Annotated in this window: 17 protein-coding genes; 11 read left to right on the forward strand and 6 right to left on the reverse strand. The window is 62.8% G+C overall.

Annotated features, from left to right (window positions below; genetic code table 11):
* Window positions 1-92 precede the first annotated feature (92 nt).
* Window positions 93-5,564 carry a DNA translocase FtsK gene (locus tag LMG28727_RS06505; protein ID WP_201641497.1) on the forward strand — a complete coding sequence of 1,824 codons (5,472 nt, stop codon included), beginning with the start codon at window positions 93-95 and terminating at the stop codon, window positions 5,562-5,564.
* A gap of 208 nt (window positions 5,565-5,772) precedes the next feature.
* Here the strand turns inward: LMG28727_RS06505 and LMG28727_RS06510 are convergent, their stop codons facing one another.
* Window positions 5,773-7,062, reverse strand: a complete 1,290-nt coding sequence (locus LMG28727_RS06510; protein ID WP_201641498.1) for a lactonase family protein — start codon at window positions 7,060-7,062, stop codon at window positions 5,773-5,775.
* A 233-nt stretch (window positions 7,063-7,295) separates the two neighbouring features.
* On the opposite strand from LMG28727_RS06510, the gene LMG28727_RS06515 reads away from it, so the two are divergent.
* Window positions 7,296-7,448, forward strand: coding sequence for a DUF3096 domain-containing protein (locus LMG28727_RS06515; RefSeq protein WP_168793077.1), 153 nt, complete (start codon window positions 7,296-7,298; stop codon window positions 7,446-7,448).
* Between the two features lie 297 nt (window positions 7,449-7,745).
* Here LMG28727_RS06515 and LMG28727_RS06520 read toward each other — a convergent pair whose 3' ends face one another.
* Complete coding sequence (locus LMG28727_RS06520; RefSeq protein WP_201641499.1) at window positions 7,746-7,991, reverse strand: hypothetical protein; 246 nt, start codon at window positions 7,989-7,991, stop codon at window positions 7,746-7,748.
* Between the two features lie 242 nt (window positions 7,992-8,233).
* Here LMG28727_RS06520 and LMG28727_RS06525 point away from each other — a divergent pair, with 242 nt between their 5' ends.
* Both LMG28727_RS06525 and LMG28727_RS06530 read left to right on the forward strand, forming a co-directional pair.
* Complete coding sequence (locus LMG28727_RS06525; RefSeq protein ID WP_201641500.1) at window positions 8,234-10,114, forward strand: glycoside hydrolase family 15 protein; 1,881 nt, start codon at window positions 8,234-8,236, stop codon at window positions 10,112-10,114.
* Between the two features lie 180 nt (window positions 10,115-10,294).
* Window positions 10,295-11,572, forward strand: a complete 1,278-nt coding sequence (locus tag LMG28727_RS06530) for a polyhydroxyalkanoate depolymerase (RefSeq protein WP_201641501.1) — start codon at window positions 10,295-10,297, stop codon at window positions 11,570-11,572.
* A 159-nt stretch (window positions 11,573-11,731) separates the two neighbouring features.
* On the opposite strand, the gene LMG28727_RS06535 is transcribed toward LMG28727_RS06530, so the two are convergent.
* Complete coding sequence (locus tag LMG28727_RS06535) at window positions 11,732-12,364, reverse strand: TetR/AcrR family transcriptional regulator (protein WP_201641502.1); 633 nt, start codon at window positions 12,362-12,364, stop codon at window positions 11,732-11,734.
* 236 nt (window positions 12,365-12,600) lie between these two features.
* Between LMG28727_RS06535 and rsxB the strand changes: the two genes are divergently transcribed.
* The 3 genes from rsxB to LMG28727_RS06550 all read left to right on the forward strand — a co-directional run bounded on the left by rsxB (window position 12,601) and on the right by LMG28727_RS06550 (window position 15,129).
* On the forward strand, window positions 12,601-13,560 hold the full coding sequence (gene rsxB, locus LMG28727_RS06540; RefSeq protein ID WP_201641503.1) for an electron transport complex subunit RsxB: 960 nt from the start codon (window positions 12,601-12,603) through the stop codon (window positions 13,558-13,560).
* Between the two features lie 24 nt (window positions 13,561-13,584).
* Window positions 13,585-14,229, forward strand: coding sequence for an endonuclease III (gene nth / locus LMG28727_RS06545; RefSeq protein WP_201641504.1), 645 nt, complete (start codon window positions 13,585-13,587; stop codon window positions 14,227-14,229).
* Between the two features lie 465 nt (window positions 14,230-14,694).
* Window positions 14,695-15,129 (forward strand): DUF1841 family protein, encoded by a 435-nt coding sequence (locus LMG28727_RS06550; RefSeq protein ID WP_201641505.1) that lies wholly within the window; start codon window positions 14,695-14,697, stop codon window positions 15,127-15,129.
* A gap of 311 nt (window positions 15,130-15,440) precedes the next feature.
* Here the strand turns inward: LMG28727_RS06550 and LMG28727_RS06555 are convergent, their stop codons facing one another.
* The gene (locus tag LMG28727_RS06555) at window positions 15,441-15,824 is read right to left on the reverse strand and encodes a c-type cytochrome (protein ID WP_201641506.1); all 384 of its coding nucleotides are present in this window, start codon (window positions 15,822-15,824) and stop codon (window positions 15,441-15,443) included.
* A gap of 47 nt (window positions 15,825-15,871) precedes the next feature.
* A complete protein-coding gene (locus tag LMG28727_RS06560) occupies window positions 15,872-16,240 on the reverse strand; it encodes a c-type cytochrome (protein ID WP_201641507.1) in 369 nt (122 codons plus the stop codon).
* Window positions 16,241-16,817: 577 nt separating this feature from the next.
* Here LMG28727_RS06560 and LMG28727_RS06565 point away from each other — a divergent pair.
* On the forward strand, window positions 16,818-17,660 hold the full coding sequence (locus LMG28727_RS06565; RefSeq protein ID WP_012432267.1) for an AAA family ATPase: 843 nt from the start codon (window positions 16,818-16,820) through the stop codon (window positions 17,658-17,660).
* Here LMG28727_RS06565 and LMG28727_RS06570 read toward each other — a convergent pair.
* Window positions 17,638-17,823, reverse strand: coding sequence for a hypothetical protein (locus LMG28727_RS06570; RefSeq protein ID WP_201641508.1), 186 nt, complete (start codon window positions 17,821-17,823; stop codon window positions 17,638-17,640). The genes LMG28727_RS06565 and LMG28727_RS06570 overlap by 23 nt on opposite strands.
* Between LMG28727_RS06570 and LMG28727_RS06575 the strand changes: the two genes are divergently transcribed.
* The 3 genes from LMG28727_RS06575 to tal all read left to right on the forward strand — a co-directional run bounded on the left by LMG28727_RS06575 (window position 17,822) and on the right by tal (window position 21,565).
* The gene (locus tag LMG28727_RS06575; RefSeq protein WP_201641509.1) at window positions 17,822-18,997 is read left to right on the forward strand and encodes a vWA domain-containing protein; all 1,176 of its coding nucleotides are present in this window, start codon (window positions 17,822-17,824) and stop codon (window positions 18,995-18,997) included. The two genes, LMG28727_RS06570 and LMG28727_RS06575, sit on opposite strands and share 2 nt — an antisense overlap.
* Window positions 18,998-19,150: 153 nt before the next feature.
* Complete coding sequence (locus LMG28727_RS06580; protein ID WP_201641510.1) at window positions 19,151-20,371, forward strand: benzoate/H(+) symporter BenE family transporter; 1,221 nt, start codon at window positions 19,151-19,153, stop codon at window positions 20,369-20,371.
* 240 nt (window positions 20,372-20,611) lie between these two features.
* Window positions 20,612-21,565: a transaldolase gene (gene tal / locus LMG28727_RS06585; protein ID WP_201641511.1), complete on the forward strand. Its 954-nt coding sequence runs from the start codon at window positions 20,612-20,614 to the stop codon at window positions 21,563-21,565.
* Window positions 21,566-21,668 lie beyond the last annotated feature (103 nt).

Genomic DNA, 21,668 nt, shown 5'->3' on the forward strand with positions numbered 1-21,668 from the left:
GCATACTTGCGTCGGCCTTCGAAGCATCGGGCTTCGCGGTTTAATCTCGACGGATTGCGTTATCGCGCGTCCGTCATTCGTTGATGTCTAGCATGCACACGGTAGTTTTCGGCTGGTTCGGCGGGTCAGCCGTCTGGTTTATTCCTCTTTTGTGGCGCCTCGTGAAGTCGGTGCTGCCGGGCGGCGCAGGTTTGCGCGGCCCCGGCACGATCCGCCTCTGGCTCGGCTTCGTCTGCGTGATGCTGGCAAGCTGCACGTTGGAGGCTTCGCTGATCGGCGTGGCGGGAATCAATGGATTCGGTCATGCGCTGGCCGCGGGTCTGGGTCATCTGCTGGGTCATGTCGGCACGCCGCTCGCGGCGCTGGCGCTGTTCCTGATCAGCCTGCCCTGGCTGATCGATTTCCGCTGGCGCGACTTTGCCGTGTGGGCGGATGGTGCGTTCGGCCTGGGTTTGTCGCGCGGTCTGGCGAGGCGTGATGAGGAAGCGCGGCGGCATCGCAGTATCGACGATGATTTGCCGTCGCACGTTTCGCCTGCGACCAATACGATGGCGCCGAAAAGCAACGGGCGCTATGCGCGGCCTACCGTCTGGCGGCCGCCGGCTCATCGACGCGGTGCGGCTGGCGGCGTAAGCGCGGCTGGTGGGGCTGCAGGTGTCAATAGCGCGGGCGCAATTGCGGCGGCGAGAGACGCGTCGGCGCCTGGCGCTGGGGCCAGCTGGCGAACTGGCGCTGCGGCGCCGCGCAGTCAGACGGTGCAAGCCGAGCCAGTGCTGCGCACGGGCGCGACCCACGCAGCGCGTCCGGCACCGATCCAGACGACGAATATGGACCGCGCTGCGTTCATGCCGACCGAGCCGGTTGCGCCGGCGGGATGGCTGCGCGATCCGGCGCCGCGTGCGCCTGCGTCTTTAAATGGGGCGAAGTCCGGACTGGACGCAGCGGGGGTTGCGACTCGTGACGCCGCCCTGCAAGCCGGACGCCGCCCGGCTGGCGAGCAGCGGCCAGCAGGATCGTTGGGTGGTGGCGCGGGATTGGCTGCTGCGGCGGCGGGTGTGGCGAGTGCGAGCGCGAGCGCGGCGGCACCGGCTGCGGCCGCGGCCGCAGCCGCAGCCGCGCGAACGGTATATGGATCGACGGCGGCACGCGCTGCTTCTGGCGCGTTGTCCACCAGTGCGGGTTCAATGGCAAGAGCTGCCCAGGCGCCTGCCCGTCCGACGTCGATTCTGGGCTCGCCAGCGGGCTTGGCAGCTCCGGCTAACCGTGCTGGCGCGCCTCGTCAACCGTTTCAGGCGGCCCAGCAACCGGCAGGGATCAACCCGGCAGCAGGAGTCCGACGGACGGCGCCGGCCTATACGCGCCCCATGGCAACGACCCAGAAAGTCACACCTCCCGCGAGCGTCCAGGAAACACTTCGCAGCATTGCGGAAAACGCGGCTCGCTGGACCGATCTGGCCGGCGTGAGTCTTGCGCGCAATCGCGGTATTGAAGAAGCGATGACCGCGGGCGATGCGAGCGCTGGCGTCCCGTTTGAAGCTGGGCAGTGGAATGGGGATGCGCTGTTGGCTGGGGCTGGGGCTGGGGCTGGGGCTGGGGCTGAGGCTGAGGCTGAGGCTGGGGCTGGGGCTGGGGCTGGGGCTGGGGCTGGGGCTGGGGCTGGGGCTGGGGCTGGGGCTGGGGCTGGGGCTGGGGCTGGGGCTGGGGCTGGGGCTGGGGCTGGGGCTGGCGAGCCGGCTTCAGCGGCGACGGTGAGCGCTCCATTGCAAGAGATCGTTGAGCAAGAGCCAACGGAATTTCTGTCGTCGCAGTTGCCGCAGTTGCCGGTCGAGTCGCTGGCGATCGAAACACCGTCTGTTGAAATGCCTGGCATGGAGGCCACGGTTGAACCCGTGGTCGAGACCAGCAACGTGCCCGTCGTCCAGTGGCCAATCGAGCCGCCGATCATCCATATTCCGACGCCGATAACAACCGCGCCCACGGCGTCGGCTGCTTCGGCTGCTTCGGCTGCTTCGGCTGCTGAACATGCGCTCGCGGATACCGGGGTAGCGTCGAATCCGTTTGGGGCAGTTGGGAGTGCGGTCGGCGCATTTGTGCCGGCTGCGCCTGTCATGCCGATACCTGAGCGTGTGGACGCTACGGACGCGTCTGCTACGTTCGTGACTGCGGCACCCGTGGTCGTCACGTCGCCGTCGATCGCCGCCGCGCCTGAGGCATACGTTCCGACGGCATACGTTCCGGCGGCGTCTGCGAATGGTTCGTCGGCAGTTTCCGCTCCGGCATCTCCGGCATCTCCGGCATCTCCGGCATCTCCGGCATCTCCGGCGTCTCCTGCATCTGAGGCATCTGAGGCATCTGAGGCATCTGCGCCTGCTACGGCGGCTACGCATGCACCTGCCACGTCCGTACCGCGTCACATGCCGCCCGCGTCGACTCCGACGCCGTTCCAAACTTTCGCCGCCCAGTTGCAGGCTGACGATGCGCAACCGGACGTGTCATCGGTCGACGATGAACCGGTGATATCGATCGATCCCATCGCTTCCCGCTCGCAGCCGGTCGCCGCCGTTGAAACGCCGGCAATTCATGCTGCCGAGCGTTCCCCTGCACTCGCCCCGACGGCTGCGACGCCATCGGCTACCGCCGCGCCGACTTTTTCGGCCGAAGCCACTCCGGTCACTGAGCCGCACTTCGCGAATCCGGTGACGATACAAGCGCCCGTGCCGTCCGCTGAAGTCGTTAGCGATGACGGGCTTGCGCCTTGGGAAACCGATGTGGCGCCCGTGACATCGCAGCAGGCAGCGGGGTTGTCGAGCGCGTCGCCGATTGAGCGTGGCCACGTGACTGACAAAGCCGCGTCCACATTGCATGGCGCGACGTCGCAACATGATGTCGAGCGGGCAAGCGAGCCTGCCGCGTCGCACGAAACGGAGAGGTGGGCGCCGCCCGCGCAGCCGGACGTGTCGACAATGCTGGAAGCACCGCAAGAAGAGGATGAATTTGCCGCGTCGGAATCGCCGCGCGAACTGGAATCGCTGATGGCGAATATCGCGGGCACAGTCGCGGATGTGGCGCCGGAAAGTGCGGACGTGCAGGCGTCGAACGTGGTCCGATTCCCTCGCCTCACGGCTCAGCCCACGCCCGCTGTTCCGATGGTTGTTGCTGAGGAGCCGGTCCGTTTCGTTGAGCCCGCGGATGTGAAGCCGAGCCCTGCGCCGACGGCCATCGGGATGCCAGTGGCGCCGCCGGATGCATTTGCTTCGACAGATCCGGCGTCCCCGTTGACCTGGAAAACCTCGACAACCACCGAAGCTTCGGTGGCTCAGGCCGCTCCGTTGGCTCCGGTCGTTCCGGCAACTCAGGTCGCTTCGGCAATTCCGGCATCTCTAGCCGATGCAGCGACTCCGGAGATTCAGGCGACTCGAACGCTTTCTGAAACTCCGGCGGCTTCGGTGGTCCAGGCCACTCCTGTTACTCCGGTCGTTTCGGCAATTCCAGCATCCCCGGTCAATGCAGCGGCTCTGGAAATTCAGGCAACCCCAAGGGCTTCGGTAGTCGAAGCCGCTCCGGTCACTCTGGTCGCTTCGGCAATTCCAGCATCCCCGGCCAATGCAGCGGCTCCGGAAATTCAGGCGCCCCCAGCGGCCTCTGAAACTCCAGTAGCACCCGTAGTCCAAACCGATCCGGTCACTCCGTTCGTTTCGGCAACTCCGGTAGCTCCAATCGTTTCCTCGGTCCCCGCATCCCCAGCCGACGCGCCGCCCGCTGTGACCTGGACAGCCCCGACAGCCACCGAAGTTCCAGTGACTCCGGCGACTCCAGTCGCTTCGACCATCGCAGCAGCATCCACGGCACTCACAGCATCCGCACCCTGGGCAACCTTCGCCGCGCCAGCCACACCCGCAGCCGCCACAGCAGCCGACAGCCCCCCCATCGCGCCAGGATATCCGGCGCCGGCATCGGCCTCGCCCCTCGCAGCCGCTCAACCGACTATCGAGCCGCAACCCGAACCACCCGCGATCCAGCGCCCGCCGCTGCGCGGCCACGCCCCAACCAATGGCTTCGAATTCCGCGCGCCGGCCGCGTCGATGGTCGAACTCCCGACACTCGATCTGCTCGCCCCCGCCGATACCGACATCGAATCCGTCTCCGAAGAAAAGCTCATCGAGACCGGTCTGCTGATCGAGCAGCGTCTGCAGGAATTCAAGGTGCCGGTCACGGTGGTCGGCGCGTCGGCGGGTCCGGTCATCACGCGCTTCGAAGTCGAACCGGCGCTCGGCGTGCGCGGCAGTCAGATCGTCGGCCTGATGAAGGACCTGTCGCGCGGTCTCGGCCTCACGTCGATTCGCGTCGTCGAAACGATTCCCGGCAAGACCTGCATGGGCCTCGAATTGCCGAACGCGAAGCGGCAGACCATCCGCCTGTCCGAGATCCTCGAAGCGAGCGTCTATCAGAACTCGCATTCGCAACTGACGCTCGCGATGGGCAAGGACATCACCGGCCACCCGGTCGTCGCCGATCTGGCCAAAGCGCCGCACATGCTGGTCGCGGGCACGACCGGGTCGGGCAAGTCGGTCGCGATCAACGCGATGATCTGCTCGCTGCTCTACAAGGCGACGCCCGAGGAAGTGCGCCTGATCATGATCGATCCGAAGATGCTGGAGTTGTCGGTCTACGAAGGCATCCCGCATCTGCTCGCGCCGGTCGTCACCGACATGAAGCTGGCGGCCAACGCGCTGAACTGGTGTGTCGGCGAAATGGAAAAGCGCTACCGGCTGATGTCCGCGGTCGGCGTGCGCAACCTCGCCGGTTTCAACCAGAAGATTCGCGATACCGAGGCCAAGGGCAAGAAGCTTGGCAACCCGTTCTCGCTGACGCCCGAAGCGCCCGAGCCGCTCGCGCCGCTGCCGCTGATCGTGGTCGTGATCGACGAATTGGCCGACCTGATGATGGTCGCCGGCAAGAAGATCGAAGAGTTGATCGCGCGGCTCGCACAGAAGGCACGCGCCGCCGGCATCCACCTGATTCTCGCGACGCAACGGCCTTCCGTCGACGTCATCACCGGGCTGATCAAGGCGAACATTCCGACCCGTGTCGCGTTCCAGGTATCGTCGAAAATCGACTCGCGCACGATCCTCGATCAGATGGGCGCCGAGTCGCTGCTCGGTCAGGGCGATATGCTGTTCCTGCCTCCCGGCACTGGCTACCCGCAACGGGTGCACGGCGCGTTCGTCGCCGACGAGGAAGTGCATCGGATCGTCGAGTATCTGAAGCAGTTCGGCGAGCCGCAGTACGAGGAAGGCATTCTCGACGGCCCGACCACCGATGGCGGCGCGGCCCAAGACCTATTCGGCGAAGCGGCGGACGCAGAAGCCGATCCGCTGTACGACGAGGCGGTCGCGTTCGTCGTCCGCACTCGACGCGCGTCGATCTCGTCGGTGCAGCGGCAGTTGCGCATCGGTTATAACCGTGCGGCGCGTCTGGTCGAACAGATGGAGACAGCTGGACTCGTGTCGGCAATGAGCATCAACGGCAGCCGTGAAGTGCTTGCGCCTGGACCCGCGGAATAGTGCAGCACGCCGTTCGGCCTCGACACCTGTCTGCGCACTGCACGGCACTGCGCACTCTGTCACCACACAACGGCGTAAAACTCAGTCCTGAGGCAATGCGCTAAAGCAGAACCGCCTAGCAAAACGGGCCGCTCGCAAAAACGAGCGGCCCGTTTGTCATTTCGCGCGCGTTCAGCGTTCAGATTACGCGCGCCCGACACTTACCGCGTCACGACGGCGACACCAGCTTGAAATCCACTGGCGAACCCAGTTCGAAATGCTGCTTCGGCGTCGGATCGAGCAAGCCGCTCTGCTGATCGCGCTTGAACACATAGACGGTGTCGCTGTTCTGATTGCCGACGATCAACCAGTTGCCAGTTGGATCGATGGCGAATTCACGCGGCGATTTGCCAAGGCTCGACTGATGCCCGATCTTCTTCAGATGCCCATTAGCGGGATCGACGGCGAAGGTCACGATCTCGTTCGCGTCGCCGCGATTGGACGCATACACGAAGCGTCCATCCGGCGACAGGTGAATCGCCGAACCGCCTACCGCGCCCTTGAAGCCTGGCTCCGTTAGCGAAACCACCTGCTGCTGCGTCAGGCGGCCATCGTGATAGTCGAACGTGGTGACCGTGCCGGCCAGCTCGCTCGTCAAATACGCGTGTTTGCCGTCCTTGCCGAAGATCAGATGACGCGGACCCGTACCGGCCTTCTGCGGCGTGTAACGCCAGTCGGTCGGCACGACCGGACCGTGATCGCCATCCGGCGTGTAACGATATGAAAACAGCTTGTCGACGCCGAGATCCTGAGCGAACAGATACTGCCCATCCGGCGAAAACACGGTGGAGTGAACGTGCGAATTATCCTGGCGTCCCTTCACCGGACCACCGCCCTCGTGATGCACGGTGAGCACCGACGTGCCAACCTGACCATCGGCCTGCAACGGGAACACCGCGAAGCTGCCGCCCGGGTCGGCGGCGACCGAGTAGTTCGCGGTCAGCAGATACCTGCCGTCCGGCGAGAAGCTCAGATAACAAGGATCATTGCCATCCGACGACACCTTGTTGATGAACGACAGTTGTCCCTGTGCAGGATCGAAACGAAACGCGCTGATACCGCCGCGTTGCGTGGCCGGACCATCGTCGCCAGGCAACTCATTGACCGCATAGACGAAGTGGCGGTCGCGGCTCACCACGAGGAACGACGGATTGACCGTCTGCGCCACCGACACGCGAGTCGCCGCGCCCGTCTTCGTATCGAAGTGATAGACGTAGATGCCTTCGCTCTTGCCAGCCGTGTAGGTTCCCACCAGCATGTCGTAGACGCCGTCGGCGGGCACCGGGCCGGAATCTTGCGCAAACGCATGAGATGCAACCAGCGAGACCAGCAGCGCGAAACCTTTTATGATCGAATGCGCGGAACGCCGAGGTGCGGACCGCACCACGCGCAACGAATCTGCGGTGGCAGGCAAAAGAGAACTCGAAACAACACGCGCAGCAGCACGACGACGAAGCATAGGACCTCCTGACATCAAGTATTTGGATACAAGCAGTTGTAATGGTGTCTCTGGTCTGCCGCGCGGTGAATCGAGCGTTGTTCTTATCGAAGCAAGTATAAAAGCGTAGGTTGGATCATGCAGCGAAACCCGTTACCCGTATTCGGTATTCAGCGCGCATGGGTAGCCATTACCCCGATCGACGGGGAATTTTTTCAATCGCGTCCTTACGCGAATCACACTACGGAGTCTTCATGAACGTCACACTCAGTCTGGGCCCGCTCGTTTCGCTGATCGCCGGCATCCTGATTCTCATCATGCCGCGCCTGTTGAACTACATCGTCGCGCTCTATCTGATCATCATCGGCATCATCGGAATCTTCGGCGTGGGCTCGACGCACTTCTGAGCGGCAGCAATCGTTAGACGAGCGGCCAAACGCAGCCGCTGAAAGACAGTCGCAAGGAACGCAACCGGGTGCGGCGCTGGCCCGGTGCGGTCCTGAACTGAAAGTGGCGTCGACGTCGCCGTCGTGAAACGGGCGTGACAACGCGGGCCGCTCGATGCAGCGATGAAACCAGCAGGAAAGACCTGGCAGATGAGCGATACCCACCACACTCGCGATAAGCGCATCGGCTTATGAGCAAACCTGACGACGTGTGGATACCAGCTCCTCCGGACAGCGCGGCTCGCGTTGCGCGATCAATCAGCCGTTCGACAACTGATCGAGCCGCAGCCGCCCCTGCAACGACAATCCGCCGACCGTATATTGGCCCGCCCCTTGCTGATAACGGCGGAAGCAAGCGCGTTCGACCAGGAATGCGGCCGCAGCCAGCATGCCATTGCGACTCAGGCCGAGGCGGCCATGATCGAGCGGCAGCATCGAATCGTCGTTCAGTTCACTCGCAGCGGAAAGAATCTTGATGCAATCGGCTTTCGATGGGTTCAGCATAGCTTTCGTCCTCGGAAACGGCGTCTGCATGCGCCATGGGCAAGGCCGAGTCATGATCCGGAAGGCTCCGGGCATCGGCTTGAAATCCGATTGTAGGCAGTGGTTTCACAGATTACCAACTCGCGTTTTGCCGCATTGCCCGAAAAATCAGAACGAACCAAAGCGCATGGCGCGAGTCCCGTAATAACCCTCACCCGAGACGCCGCGGCCCGGGCCGCGCGTCGTAACCGATACGTTGATCCATGCCTGCACTTATCGAAGACTATGCGCTCATCGGCGACGGCCACACGGCCGCGCTCGTCTCACGCGACGGTTCCGTCGACTGGCTCTGCTGGCCGCGCTTCGACTCCGGCGCCTGCTTTGCGGCGCTGCTCGGCACGCCCGACAACGGCCGCTGGCTGCTCGCCCCGGTCACGGACACCCCGCCCACCATCACGCGCCGCTATCGCGGCGAAACGCTGATTCTCGAAACCGACTTCGAGACGCCCGAAGGCGCCGTCACGCTGATCGATTTCATGCCGCCCGGCAATGGCTGGTCGGAGATGGTGCGGATCGTCGTCGGCAAACGCGGCACCGTGAAGATGAAGATGGAACTGGTGCTGCGATTCGACTATGGCTTTTCGATTCCGTGGGTCGATCGGCTGAAGCACGACAGCGGCATCAAGGCGATCGTCGGACCCGATACCGCCGTGCTGCGCACACCGGTCGAACTGCGCGGCGAAGACATGAAGACGGTCGCCGAATTCACGGTCAGTGAGGGCGAGCGCGTGCCGTTTTCGCTCGCCTATGCAGCGTCGCATCTGCGCATTCCGCCCGCGCGCGATCCGCACACCTCGCTCGCCCGCACCGAAAATCACTGGCTCGAATGGTCGGCGCGCAGCACGGTGGAAGGCCGCTGGGCTGAGCCGATCCGCCGCTCGCTGATCACGCTGAAGGCGCTCGCTTATGAACCGACCGGCGGGATCGTTGCCGCACCCACCACGTCGCTGCCGGAACAGCTCGGCGGCACGCGCAACTGGGACTACCGTTACTGCTGGCTGCGCGACGCCACCATCACCCTGCTCGCGATGATGCGCGGCGGCTACTACGACGAAGCACGCGCGTGGCGAAGCTGGCTCGGCCGCGTGATGGCCGGCGCGCCAGAGCAATTGCAGATCATGTACGGGATCGCCGGCGAACGGCGCTTGCCTGAGTTTGAAATCGACTGGCTGCCGGGCTACCAGGGTGCGAGTCCGGTGCGCATCGGTAATAACGCGGTCGGCCAGCGTCAGCTCGACGTCTACGGCGAAGTGATGAACGCACTGCACCTGGCGCGCGTCGGCGGTCTGCAGGCGGACGACACCGCATGGAACGTGCAGCGCTCGCTGCTGACACACTTGGACACGATCTGGCAGGAGCCTGACGAAGGCATCTGGGAAACCCGCGGCGGCCGCCAGCATTTCACGTTCTCGAAAGTGATGGCATGGGTCGCGTTCGACCGGGCGATCCGCTCGGCCGAGATGTTCAAGCTCGACGGGCCGCTCGACGAGTGGCGCGCGATCCGCGACAAGATCCACGCCGAGGTCTGCGAGAAAGCGTGGAATCCGGCGCTCAACGCATTCTCGCAGTATTACGGCAGCGATCAGCTCGACGCCAGCGTGCTACTGATGCCGATGGTCGGCTTCCTGCCGCCGCAGGATCCGCGCGTGAAGGGCACGGTGGCGGCAATCGAACGCGACCTGATGCACGACGGTTTCGTGATGCGCTACCGCACCACTGAATTCGACGATGGCCTGCCGCCCGGAGAAGGCACGTTTCTCGCGTGTTCGTTCTGGATGGTGGACAACCTGGCGCTGCAAGGCCGTATCGACGAAGCTATTGCGATGTATGAGCGACTGCTCGCGCTGTGCAACGACGTCGGTTTGCTCGCCGAAGAATACGATCCGGCCGCGAAACGTCTGGTTGGTAACTTCCCGCAAGCGTTCTCGCATGTGGCGTTGGTGCACACCGGCCTGAATCTGATGAAGCACGAACAGGAGATGGCACAGGCCACCGGTCAGCCGCCTCATAACGGCCTGACAGACTCGGAACTTGAGGCTGAGGCAATTCCCAATAGCGGCACAGCAACATCGCCACTAGCATGATTCAGTGACAGTTTGCATGCACTTCCGATGCAAATTGCTGCATTGCACAAGTACGCGTTGTTCGATATGATCGATCAGACTGTCGGCCGAAAATCAATGTGCCCACAACCAAAATGGCCCGCCACAACGCCTCACGCGTGTTTGCGAAGCCCCATGCGAACCGCTTAAAACGGAGCACCTATGCTCTACCAATTGCATGAATTCCAGCGGGCGATGTTGAGCCCCCTCACCGCCTGGGCCCAGGCCGCGTCGAAATCATTCGCGAATCCTGCCAGTCCTCTGGCCTATGTGCCGGGCGCCACGCGCCTGTCAGCCGGTTACGAACTTCTTTACCGGCTTGGTAAAGATTACGAGAAACCCGAGTTCAATCTTCATCAAATTGTTAAAGACGGCCACAACATTCCGATCATCGAACAAACGATTGTCGAAAAGCCGTTTTGCCGCCTGATGCGCTTCAAGCGCTTCGCGGACGACAGCGACGCTGTCATTCAATTGAAAGACGAGCCGGTCGTACTGGTCTGCGCGCCGTTGTCAGGACACCACGCCACGCTGTTGCGCGACACCGTGCGCACGTTGCTGCAAGACCACAAGGTCTACCTGACCGACTGGATCGACGCGCGCATGGTGCCGCTCGAAGCCGGCGAGTTTCGTCTCGACGATTACGTCGCGTACATTCAGGAATTCATTCGCCACATCGGCGCGAAAAATCTGCATGTGATCTCGGTATGTCAGCCGACCGTGCCGGTACTCGCCGCCATTTCGCTGATGGCGAGCCGCGGCGAAGACACGCCGCGCACCATGACGATGATGGGTGGCCCGATCGACGCCCGCAAGAGCCCGACTTCGGTCAACTCGCTCGCCACGCAGCACTCGTACGAATGGTTCGAGAACAACGTGATTTTCACGGTGCCGCCTAACTATCCGGGCGTGGGCCGCAAGGTGTATCCGGGCTTTTTGCAGCACACCGGTTTTGTCGCGATGAACCCGGAGCGCCACGCCGCTTCGCACTGGGATTACTACCAGAGCCTGCTGCGCGGCGACGAAGACGACGCGGAAGCGCATCGTCGCTTCTACGACGAGTACAACGCTGTGCTCGACATGGACGCGGACTATTACCTCGACACGATTCGCGTGGTGTTCCAGGAATTCCGTCTGGCCGAGGGTACGTGGGACGTTGCGGGTGAACGGGTCAAGCCGCAGGACATCACGAAGACCGCGCTCTTCACGATCGAAGGCGAACTCGACGACATCTCCGGCGACGGCCAGACTTATGCCGCGCACGATCTGTGCACCGGTATTCCCCAGCAGGACAAGCGTCACTTCACGGCGGAAAAATGCGGACACTACGGCATTTTCTCGGGACGCCGCTGGCGCACCATCATTTATCCGCAGTTGCGCGAATTCATCCTTGAGCACAACAAGGCGCCCAAGGTTGTGAAGGAAAAAGTCGAAGCCTGAGTCAATTCCAGGTGATGTTGCGCATAGCAGTTGCGCATAGCAGTTCGAACAACGGCCTCTTTCGAGGCCGTTGTTGTTTGCGAACATTGCTGGTTAATGGGCGATTAACGCCGCTGCTTTTAAAGCTCGCACGTTAGCAGCGCCGCTGACGCCGCCCCACTACTTCCGCAATAGATACGCGAGCAGCAACTCGGTATTCATCTGGATCACTTCGCTGCGTTCAGACGCACTGCTGAAATCGCGGCCGAGCGTTGCCTCGAGCGTGAAGCGGTTGGACACGATGTAGTAACCCATGCCCGACAACGTCACGTAAAAGCGCAACGGATCGACGTTGGTACGAAACAGCCCCGCGCGTTGACCACGTTCGAGAATGCCGCCGAGCGTGGCGACGATCGGCGAGATCATTTCGCGGATGCGCGTCGACTTCTGCATGTAGCGTGCTTCATGCAGATTCTCGTTGTTGATGAGCCGCAGCAACTCCGGGTGATCGCGGTAGTAATCCCAAACGAAATGCGCGAGACGTGTGACCGCCTCGACCGGCGCAATGCCGTTCAGTTCGAGAGTACGTTCCGCCTCATTGAGCGCGCTGAAAGCGTGCTCGAGAACGGCAGTGAAAAGCTGCTCCTTACTACCGAAGTAGTAATACAGCATGCGTTCATTCGTTTCCGCGCGGCGGGCGATCTGATCGACGCGCGCGCCGAATAGCCCACCATTTGCAAACTCTTCGGCCGCCGCGAGCAAAATGCGGCGCCTCGTGCCTTCAGGATCTCTTTTGATTTTCGGCTGATTCATGGTGGCATCGTCTTCGTGAGCCGCGTTATCCGGGTCGTGCCGCCGGTCTCTCCTCGGACCTTGCACCGGCAGCACTGAACGGGGCGCGCCATGGTTGGGGGACACCCTTCTGCGGTCTTTCGAAAAAGCGCTTCGATTATGGCACATGGATTGCGGATGGCAATTGGGGAAATCGGCGATAATGTGCTATTTAATTCAAGCTGTGCGGCCGCAAGCCAAACCCCCACGTCGTGACCGTGACAGACATACAAATACTCGCGGATCGCATTGAAGATCTGCTGCCCCAAACGCAATGCACGAAGTGCGGTTATCCCGCATGCCGTCCTTATGCCGAGGCCGTCGCAAACGGCGAAGCCAATTACAACCAGTGCCCTCCAGGCGGCGCCGAAGGTGTCGCACGCCTCGCTGCGTTGCTCGGCAAACCGGTGATTCCGCTCAATTCCGCCAATGGCGTCGAACGGCCGCGTCCTTTGGCGGTTATCGACGAACAGGTTTGCATCGGCTGCACGTTGTGCATGCAGGCCTGTCCGGTCGACGCAATAGTTGGCGCACCGAAACAGATGCACACCGTGATCGCCGAACTCTGCACGGGCTGCGATCTGTGCGTGCCGCCGTGCCCGGTCGACTGCATTTCGATGCCGTCGGTGACAGGCGACGCGACCGGCTGGGACGCGTGGAGCCAAAGCCAGGCCGACGCGGCGCGTGCCCGTCATAACCGACGCGAAGCGCGCCTGACACGCGAGCGCGAAGCCGCCGAAGCGCGTGCTGCGGCGCGGCGAGCGGGTGGGGGTGCGGGTGCGGGTGCGGGTGCGGGTGCGGGTGCGGGTGCGGGTGCGGGTGCGGGTGCGGGTGCGGGTGCGGGTGCGGGTGCGGGTGCGGGTGCGGGTGCGGGTGCGGGTGTCTCTGCGGCGGCGCTGAGTTCATGCGCCACGCAAGCCACCGAATCCGCTGCACCCGGCGCCTCACCCACGGCAGACGACGCCGAAGCGAAGAAACGCGCGATCATCCAGGCCGCACTCGAACGTGCTCGCAAGAAAAAGGAAGAGTTGGCGGCCAAGGGTCAGGGTCCACGGAACACGGATCAGGTCAGCGCCGACGTGCAGGCGCAGATCGACGCCGCAGAAGCACGCCGCCGCCGTCTCGGGCTCACCACCGACGGCAACGGTGACGCCGACAAGCCGTCCAACCCGCGCTAATCGACCTTCACTTCAAGCTTCCGCATGAACGCGAACAAACGCCGCGCTATCTACGAAACGCTTCAGAGCCTGAACCCGCACCCGACCACCGAACTCGAGTACACCTCACCGTTCGAATTGCTGATCGCCGTGCTGTTGTCCGCACAGGCCACCGACGTGTCGGTCAACAAAGCGATGCGCAAGATGTTCCCGGTCGCGAACACGCCGCAGAAGGTCTTCGATCTCGGCGAAGAAGGCGTGACCGGCTACATCAAGACGATCGGGCTCTATCGCACCAAGGCGAAGAATGTCATCGCGACGTGCCGCATTCTGCTCGACCAGTACGGGGGCGAGGTGCCGGAGGATCGCGAGGCGCTTGAAGGTCTGCCGGGGGTTGGCCGGAAAACGGCCAACGTGATTTTGAATACGGCGTTCGGTCATCCAACCATCGCCGTCGATACGCATATCTTTCGGGTTGCGAATCGAACTGGGCTCGCGCCCGGCAAGGATGTCCGCGCGGTCGAGGCGGCGCTGGAAAAATTCACGCCCGCCGAGTTCAAGCAGGATGCGCACCATTGGCTGATTCTGCACGGCCGCTATGTGTGCAGGGCGCGCCGCCCTGAATGCTGGCATTGCGCGATCGAGCCGCTTTGCGAATTCAGACCGAAGACACCGCCGCCGGATCTTTGAGGGGGGCGCGGCGTTGGGTTGCGGCTTCGGCTTGCGGCTTGTGGCTTGTGGCTTGTGGCTTGTGGCTGCGGCTGCGGCTGCGGCTGCGGCTGCGGCTGCGGCTGCGGCTGCGGCTGCGGCTGCGGCTGCGGCTGCGGCTGCGGCTGCGGCTGCGGCTGCGGCTGCGGCTGCGGCTTGCGGCTGCGGCTCGCGGCTTGCGGCTTGCGGCTGCGGCTGCGGCTTGCGGCTGCGGCTTGCGGCTGCGGCTTGCGGCTGCGGCTTGCGGCTGCGGCTGCGGCTTGCGGCTTGCGGCTTGCGGCTGCGGCTGCGGCTGCGGCTTGCGGCTGCGGCTCGCGGCTCGCGGCTCGCGGCTCGCGGCTCGCGGCTTCAGTGTCTGCGGCCTACGCCGCCCCGGCGTAAAATAGCGGTTTGCGCGCGCACTCCGCGCATTCAAAGCGCCCCACTCCAATACGCACCGGTCCCACGATGTTCAATCCCAGCCGCGACGAAGTCCGCCTCTTTTTCACCGACACCTGGCGCAAACAGCGCAAAGGCGAGATTCTGACGCCGCTGGAGGCGATTGCCGCCGACTGGATCGTCGAGCACCCCGAATACCATGCCGACCTGAACGATGGCGGCGCGGCACAGGCGCAGGACTACTCGCCTGAACGCGGTCAAACGAACCCGTTTCTGCATCTGTCGATGCACCTGGCGATCACCGAACAGTTGTCGATCGACCAGCCGCCGGGCATTCGCGCCGCGCATGAGCGGCTCGCAGCTCGCCTCGGCTCGACCCACGAAGCGCAGCACGCGATCATGGACTGCCTCGGCGAGACCATCTGGGAAGCACAGCGCACCGGCACCCCGCCGGATACGGACGCTTATCTGCAACGCATAGAGCGCCGCGCCACGCGCGATTGACGATGAGAGCAGGTGCGGGAAAGCAAGCATTCGAGCGCGCATGGCCACCCAGCCGCGCAACTCACTCGTAGGCCTTTGAGTTTAGCTGAAAGCCAGACGGGGCTCGCGGCCCCGCCGCCGATCAACAACACGGTCCGATAGAGGCCTACTAGCCACGGCTCACAAGACACCCCGCAGCAAGCGAAGGCGAAAGCGACAGCGACAGTGACCTCCCGCCCCTCCGCTAATCCCTTGCCGGCGCCCAAAACAAAACACCTCGCCAAAGCGAGGTGTTTTTCAATCCGACAGCACGCGCAAGCGGCGCAACGCCTTTATTTCTTCTGCACCAGATCGCCGCTCAGCGATTCGATGTAAGCCGCGAGATCTTTCATGTCGTTCGGCGACAGATTTTGCACCTGCGCCTGCATGATCGAGTTGTTACGGCCGAGATGCGGGTTGCCGTTGCCCATCTGGTATTGACGCAGCGCCCAGTAGATATAGTCCGAATGCTGCCCAGCCAGCTTCGGAAACTCAGGGCTGACCGGATTGTTCAGTCTCACGCCGTGACACGCCACGCAGTTGTGGCTGTCGGACAGCACTTTGCCGTTGGCGGCGTCGGCAGCGTACGCAACGTTTGCTGCGACCAGACCCAGTATTGCCGCCGACGCGCATGCAGCCTTGAACACCGTGTGGAGTGCCTGTTGTGGCTTAATCATGAATTCTCCTATCCCGCGAATAGTTATAGCCGGGTGACCGACGCCGATCACTTGTCGGGATTGCTTTTCGAAGAGGAATTTTGCGCTGCGTAGTAAGCGGCAATGTCGGCAATGTCCTGATCCGACAGCGTAACGGCGATGGCATGCATGGTGTCGAAGTGGCGGTCACCCTTCTTGTAGGCGCGCAATGCGCTTTCGAGGTAAGCCCGATTCTGCCCGCCCAGCATAGGTACGCGGTAGACCTCAGGGTACGCTGTGCGATATTCCGGGATGCCGTGACAGCCAATACACATTGCGACTTTGCTCTGGCCCGCCTTGACGTTACCTACTGGATCCGCCGCCTGCGCAGTGGCCGCGAAGCCCCCAAATACCGACAGCGCAACGATTACGACGTTTTTGCCAACGAATTTTTTCATAGCATGTAACCTGGCTTGAGGGGAGACGGGCGCCCGGAATGGCAACGGCCCGCGCCGTTCTTCTTGTAGGGTAGCCACGCAGGCCAAAAAAATCGGGCTAATTGTACCGCGCGGTCGCGCCGAACGTCCACCAGGCGGGGCCGCAGGCGCGCCCGTCGAAAGCGGCTTCGACAGCACCGTCTTTTCAGCTCGCAAGGCCCGCCAGGCAAGGTCTGGCGTCCGACGACACCGGCTCCTGCCCGGCTTGCCGACCCATTGCGGCAAGCCTCGCACAACGCCCATACAGCGCGCCGGTACAGCGCCGACGCATCGCTGACACATCGCTGACACATCGTTTACCCGCTGCAGGTCAACAACGCGGCAGCGTGCTCACCCAACCGGGCTTCCTGAACACATCGCATGCCTGGCAAGCGCCACTCAACCGGCCCGCCGCCCACCCGAAATGCGCCGCGGAAAGACCCGCCTGCGGACGCCGCATCGCGGACGACACCGCGGGTCACACCATACGCGAGCCGGTTTCAAGCCAACAGGTCTTCTGACTTATACTGGGTTTTTTCCCAAAAAAGAGCATCTCGCCATGCGTTTCGAAGGCTCATCGCAGTACGTCGCCACCGACGACCTCAAGCTCGCGGTCAACGCCGCGATGACGCTGAAGCGCCCGCTGCTGATCAAGGGCGAACCAGGCACGGGCAAAACCATGCTCGCCGAAGAGGTCGCCGCCGCACTCGGCATGCCGTTATTGCAATGGCATATCAAGTCCACCACCAAGGCCCAGCAGGGTCTGTACGAATACGATGCGGTGTCGCGTCTGCGCGATTCGCAACTCGGCGACGAACGCGTCAAGGATATCCGCAACTACATCGTCAAGGGCGTGCTGTGGCAAGCGTTCGAGTCGGACGAGCAAACCGTGCTGCTGATCGACGAGATCGATAAAGCCGACATCGAATTCCCGAACGACCTGCTGCGCGAACTCGACCGCATGGAGTTCTACGTGTACGAGACGCACGAGTTGATCCGCGCGAAACAGCGCCCGCTCGTGATCATCACGTCGAACAACGAGAAGGAACTGCCGGACGCGTTCCTGCGCCGCTGTTTCTTCCACTACATCAAGTTTCCCGATCCGGTGACGATGCAGCAGATCGTCGAGGTGCACTACCCCGGCATCAAGAAAGAGCTGCTCGCCGCTGCCATGCAGAGCTTTTTCGAACTGCGCAATGTGGCTGGACTGAAGAAGAAGCCGTCCACCTCGGAGTTGCTCGACTGGCTCAAACTGCTGCTCGCCGAAGACATTCCTCCCGAAGCGCTGCGCTCGTCGGATCAGAAGCAGATCATTCCGCCGCTGCACGGCGCGCTGCTGAAAAACGAGCAGGATGTGAGCCTGTTCGAGCGGCTGATTTTCATGAACCGTAATAACCGTTGAGCAGTGATTGGCCAGCGGTTCGAATCACGTTGACCACGATTGCCCGCTGACTGGCGAGTCCAGTCAGCAGCAATGCGATCCAAACCGCCAGCCGGTGTGCCGCACCGCCGCTCGCCGCTCGCCGCTCGCCGCTGCGGCAACTCTCCTGCATGGGACCCAGCATGCTGATCGATTTCTTCTACTCGCTGCGCTCCGCCAAACTGCCGGTGTCGGTCAAGGAATACCTGACGCTGCTCGAAGCGCTCAAAGCCAACGTCATCGCGCCGTCGCTCGATGAGTTCTACTACCTGGCACGCATCACGCTGGTCAAGGACGAGCAGTATTTCGACAAGTTCGATCAGGCGTTCGGCGCGTATTTCAACGGCGTCGCGCAGGCGTCGGAACTTGCGTTCGACGTGCCGCTCGACTGGCTGAAAAAGAAGCTCCAACGCGATCTGTCGCCGGAAGAAAAAGCGCAGATCGAGGCGATGGGCGGCCTCGACAAGCTGATGGAGCGCCTGAAGGAACTGTTCGACGAACAGAAAGAGCGCCACGAAGGCGGCAGCAAATGGATCGGCACGGGTGGCACGTCGCCGTTCGGCAATGGCGGGTACAACCCGGAAGGCGTACGGATCGGCGGCGATGCGGGCGGCAACCGCACCGCCGTCAAGGTGTGGGAAGCCCGCGCGTATCGCGATTACGACGATCAGGTCGAAATCGGCACGCGCAATATCAAGGTCGCGCTGCGCCGTCTGCGCCGCTTTGCCCGTGAAGGCGCGGCCGAAGAACTCGACCTGCCCGACACGATCCGCAGCACCGCCGCCAACGCCGGCTGGCTCGACCTGAAGATGGTGCCCGAGCGGCACAACAAGGTGAAAGTGCTGATGCTGCTCGACGTGGGCGGCTCGATGGACGACCACATCAAGCGCACCGAAGAACTGTTCTCGGCGGCCAAGGCCGAGTTCAAGCACCTCGAGTTTTATTATTTCCACAACTGCGTGTACGACTTCCTGTGGAAAAATAACCGCCGCCGTCACGCCGAGCGGATGCCGACGTGGGATCTGCTGCACAAGTTCACGCCCGACTACAAGCTGATCTTCGTCGGCGATGCGACGATGAGCCCTTATGAAGTACTGCAACCGGGCGGCTCGGTGGAATACAACAACGCCGAGGCCGGTGCGGTGTGGCTGCGGCGGCTGGCGGATCATTTCCCGCATTTCGCGTGGCTCAATCCCGAGCCCGAGGGGTTATGGGCGTACCGGCAGTCGGTCGGGGCGATCCGCGAAGTGCTGGGGCAGCGGATGTACCCGCTGACGCTGGCCGGTCTCGAAACCGCGATGCGGGTGCTGAGCAAATAGCGCTGGCCGCAGACGTCGCCGCCGCGTGTCACGTATTTGCGTATTGCGTATTGCGTATTGCGTATTGCGTATTGCGTATTGCGTATTGCGTATTGCGTATTGCGTATTGCGTATTGGGTCGGGTTTTACTCTCAACTATAAGAAAGCCTTTGCATGAGTCCATCTTCATCGCCTGAGTTGTCACCGGCGGCCACGCCACCCAAACGCCTCAATCCGCTCGCCGACACGTCGCTATCCGCCATCGTCGCCGGCTTTGTCGCGATGATGACCGGCTATACCAGTTCGCTCGTGCTGATGTTCCAGGCGGGTCAGGCCGCGCATCTGACCGACGCACAGATTTCGTCGTGGATCTGGGCGCTTTCCATTGGCATGGCGGTTTGCACGATCGGCCTGTCGCTGCGGTTTCGCGCTCCGATTGTGATTGCGTGGTCGACGCCCGGCGCGGCGCTGCTGGTGTCGTCGCTGCCTCACGTGTCTTATCCGGAGGCCATCGGCGCGTTTATCGTCTGCGCGGTGCTGCTGACGGTTGTCGGCCTGACCGGCTGGTTCGACACGCTGATGAAGAAAATCCCGGCCGGCATCGCGTCGGCGTTGCTGGCGGGGATCCTGTTCGAAATCGGCATCGAGATCTTCCGCGCCGCGCAATTCCAGACCGCGCTCGTGCTCGTGATGTTCTTCACTTACCTGATCGTCAAACGGCTGGCTCCGCGTTATGCGATCGTGACGACGCTGGTGGTCGGCACAGCGGCAGCCGGTCTGCTCGGGCTGCTCGATTTCAGCCGGTTCCACGTCGCGCTGGCGCATCCGGTGTTCACTTTCCCGGCGTTTTCGCTGGCGGCTTGCGTGAGCATCGGCATTCCGCTGTTCGTCGTCGCGATGGCGTCGCAAAACGTGCCGGGCATCGCCGTACTGCGCGCCGACGGCTACACCACGCCGTCCGCGCCGCTGATTTCGACGACCGGCATCGCGTCACTGCTGCTCGCGCCGTTCGGCTCGCACGGCATCAATCTTGCTGCGATCACGGCAGCGATCTGCACCGGCCCCGAAGCACACGAAAACCACGACAAGCGTTACACCGCCGCGGTCTGGTGCGGGATTTTCTATCTGATCGCCGGGACTTTCGGCGCAACCATTGCAGCGTTGTTCGCGGCGTTGCCGAAGGCGCTGGTTGTATCCGTCGCGGCGCTGGCGCTATTCGGCTCGATCATGAGCGGTCTCGCCAACGCAATGCAGGACGTGAAGCAGCGCGAAGCCGCGTTGGTGACGTTCATGGTCACGGCGTCCGGGCTGACCCTACTGTCGATCGGCTCGGCGTTCTGGGGTCTGGTCGCGGGCGTGCTGACGCAACTGGTGTTGAATGCGCGTCGCGCGTGAGCGGTTTGCGCCCCGCCTGGCGATCGCCGACAATCCGTTTGAACGGATCGCCAAAGCCAACTGTCAATACCGGTTCAGGCGATCCGCCATAGAATAGAAGCATCCGTCAGCGTTTCCCGGCAACATCATGGGCGGCGCTGCAGCGTGACCCGCGGCCGCCGTCGCTGATTCGTCCGGTCAGTCCGGCGGCGACCTCATTTCTCCTGAACCACGGCGCAGATGCGCCCTGAAGGCTCGAACATGACAACCGCACTCGACCAACTCAAGCAATACACCACCGTCGTCGCCGATACCGGCGACTTCCAGCAGCTTGCCCAGTACAAGCCGCAGGACGCGACCACCAATCCGTCGCTGATCCTCAAAGCCGTGCAGAAGGACGACTACAAGCCGCTGCTCGAAAAAACCGTGAAGGCGCATGCGTCGAAGCCGGTCGGCGAAGTCATCGACCAGTTGCTGATCGCGTTCGGCACCGAAATCCTCAAGATCATCCCGGGTCGCGTGTCGACTGAGGTCGATGCACGCCTGTCGTTCGACACCGAAGCGTCGATCGCCAAGGGCCGCGAACTGATCGCGCTGTACAAGGACCATGGAATCGGCCGCGAACGTGTGCTGATCAAGCTAGCGTCCACGTGGGAAGGGATCCGCGCAGCCGAAGTGCTGCAGAAAGAAGGTATCCACTGCAACATGACGCTGCTGTTCTCGCTCGCCCAGGCTGCGGCGTGCGCGGAAGCGGGTGCGCAACTGATTTCGCCATTCGTCGGCCGGATTTACGACTGGTACAAGAAAAACGCCGGCAGCGCGTGGGACGAAGCGAAAGACGGCGGCGCGAACGATCCAGGCGTCAAATCGGTGCGCCGCATTTACGCGTACTACAAGAAGTTCGGTTACAAAACCGAGGTGATGGGCGCAAGCTTCCGCACGCCGGGTCAGGTTCTGGAACTGGCTGGCTGCGATCTGCTGACCATCAGCCCGGATCTGCTGCAAAAGCTGCAGGACAGCACCGAGAAGGTGGAGCGCAAGCTGTCGCCGGACATGTCGAATGATGCGAGCATCGAGCGCGTTCCGGTCGATGAATCGTCGTTCCGTTTCCTCGTCAACGACGAAGCGATGGCGACTGAGAAGCTGGCTGAAGGTATCCGCGCGTTTGCCGCGGACGCTGTGAAGCTGGAGAAGCTGATCGAAGCGCTGCGGTAAGCGGTACGGCGAGTATGGTGAGTTGCGCTGCCGGCATCGGTGGGCGCTGGTAGTGCCAGGCAGGCGGCCCGGAACGTGATGGTTCCGGGCCGTTTGTCGTTTA

The organism is Paraburkholderia metrosideri (assembly GCF_904848625.1).
Lineage (GTDB): Bacteria > Pseudomonadota > Gammaproteobacteria > Burkholderiales > Burkholderiaceae > Paraburkholderia > Paraburkholderia metrosideri.

Coding starts and splice junctions, on each gene's coding strand:
- LMG28727_RS06505 (WP_201641497.1), top strand. CDS start 93: ATGCACACGGTAGTTTTCGGCTGGTTCGGCGGGTCAGCCGTCTGGTTT.
- LMG28727_RS06510 (WP_201641498.1), bottom strand. CDS start 7,062: ATGCTTCGTCGTCGTGCTGCTGCGCGTGTTGTTTCGAGTTCTCTTTTG.
- LMG28727_RS06515 (WP_168793077.1), top strand. CDS start 7,296: ATGAACGTCACACTCAGTCTGGGCCCGCTCGTTTCGCTGATCGCCGGC.
- LMG28727_RS06520 (WP_201641499.1), bottom strand. CDS start 7,991: ATGCTGAACCCATCGAAAGCCGATTGCATCAAGATTCTTTCCGCTGCG.
- LMG28727_RS06525 (WP_201641500.1), top strand. CDS start 8,234: ATGCCTGCACTTATCGAAGACTATGCGCTCATCGGCGACGGCCACACG.
- LMG28727_RS06530 (WP_201641501.1), top strand. CDS start 10,295: ATGCTCTACCAATTGCATGAATTCCAGCGGGCGATGTTGAGCCCCCTC.
- LMG28727_RS06535 (WP_201641502.1), bottom strand. CDS start 12,364: ATGAATCAGCCGAAAATCAAAAGAGATCCTGAAGGCACGAGGCGCCGC.
- nth (WP_201641504.1), top strand. CDS start 13,585: ATGAACGCGAACAAACGCCGCGCTATCTACGAAACGCTTCAGAGCCTG.
- LMG28727_RS06550 (WP_201641505.1), top strand. CDS start 14,695: ATGTTCAATCCCAGCCGCGACGAAGTCCGCCTCTTTTTCACCGACACC.
- LMG28727_RS06555 (WP_201641506.1), bottom strand. CDS start 15,824: ATGATTAAGCCACAACAGGCACTCCACACGGTGTTCAAGGCTGCATGC.
- LMG28727_RS06560 (WP_201641507.1), bottom strand. CDS start 16,240: ATGAAAAAATTCGTTGGCAAAAACGTCGTAATCGTTGCGCTGTCGGTA.
- LMG28727_RS06565 (WP_012432267.1), top strand. CDS start 16,818: ATGCGTTTCGAAGGCTCATCGCAGTACGTCGCCACCGACGACCTCAAG.
- LMG28727_RS06575 (WP_201641509.1), top strand. CDS start 17,822: ATGCTGATCGATTTCTTCTACTCGCTGCGCTCCGCCAAACTGCCGGTG.
- LMG28727_RS06570 (WP_201641508.1), bottom strand. CDS start 17,823: ATGCTGGGTCCCATGCAGGAGAGTTGCCGCAGCGGCGAGCGGCGAGCG.
- LMG28727_RS06580 (WP_201641510.1), top strand. CDS start 19,151: ATGAGTCCATCTTCATCGCCTGAGTTGTCACCGGCGGCCACGCCACCC.
- tal (WP_201641511.1), top strand. CDS start 20,612: ATGACAACCGCACTCGACCAACTCAAGCAATACACCACCGTCGTCGCC.